Origin of the sequence: Amycolatopsis decaplanina DSM 44594, from assembly GCF_000342005.1 — a bacterium.
GTDB lineage: Bacteria > Actinomycetota > Actinomycetes > Mycobacteriales > Pseudonocardiaceae > Amycolatopsis > Amycolatopsis decaplanina.
Genome location: NZ_AOHO01000018.1, coordinates 1 through 1,240 on the forward strand (window position 1 = coordinate 1; position 1,240 = coordinate 1,240).

General features: G+C 67.7%; 1 protein-coding gene. It reads left to right on the forward strand.

Features of this window, described 5'->3' with window-relative positions:
* Positions 1-115: 115 nt before the first annotated feature.
* The coding region (locus H074_RS01150; protein WP_063705327.1) for an IS30 family transposase at positions 116-1,240 on the forward strand (1,125 nt) is incomplete at its 3' end.

Here is a 1,240-nt window from a genome sequence, read left to right on the forward strand (position 1 = left end):
GAACCGTGCCACGGCTTACGGGTGGGCGCGCAGGGCGGGTCTACGGGGTGTGGGGAAGTCGGGAACGTCCGGGCATCCGGGCCGGGCGGAGTACGACCGGCTTCGTGCGGCCGGTGTGCGGCAGAGGGAAGCCGCGGCGCGGGTCGGGGTCAACGAACGCACCGCCCGGGACTGGGATCGCGGGATCCGGAAGATCAATAACTCGCGCCTCCACTCGGATGGGCGCCGGATCGACTACAAGACAGGCGTGACCACCATCGTCCCGGTGTCCTCGGAGCCGTCTGTCGCGGCGGTCGAGGCCACCTTGCACCCCCGGTACTTGACGGTGACCGAACGGGAGCTGATCGCGGACATGCGCCGTCAGGGCGAGTCGTTCCGGGCGATCGGGCGGGCGCTGGGCCGTCCGGCCTCTACCGTCAAACGGGAGATCGACACGCGGTCGGTCAACGGTGTCTACCGGCCCCACCACGCTCAGCGGGCCTGGGCGGCAAGCCGGCCGCGCCCGAAGAGGTCGAAACTCGCCCAGGATGGCCCGTTGCGCGGCTATGTCGCCGACAAGCTGCGGGAACAGTGGTCACCGGAACAAATCTGTCAGGCTCTGGTCATCGAGTTTCCCGACGATGAGGACATGCGGGTGAGTGCGGAAACGATCTACCAGGCGATCTATCTCCAGGCCCGGGGCGGGCTGCGACGCGAGGTCGCGGCCGCGCTGCGCACCGGCCGCACCCGCCGCAAACCACACCGCAAACCGGACCAGCGCACACCCCGGTTCGTCGACGACATGGTGATGATCTCCCAGCGTCCGGCCGAGGTCGAAGACCGCGCGATCCCCGGCCACTGGGAAGGCGACCTGATCGTCGGCACCCGCAACGAGAGCGCGATCGTGACCCTGGTCGAACGATCCACCCGCTACGTCATGCTCGGACACCTGCCCGGCGGGCACACCGCCGAAGAAGTCCGTGACGTGCTCGTTCCGCTGATCCAGACCCTGCCCGCACATCTACGCGGCTCGCTGACCTGGGACCAGGGCTGCGAGATGGCCGCACACATGCAATTCTCGATCGCGACCGGAGTTCCGGTCTACTTCTGCGACCCGCACGCACCCTGGCAACGCGGATCGAACGAGAACACCAACGGACTGCTCCGCCAGTACTTCCCCAAAGGCACCGACCTGTCCGTTCACAGCGCCGAAGACCTCGAACACGTCGCCCAGAAACTCAACCGCCGACCACGCAAAACG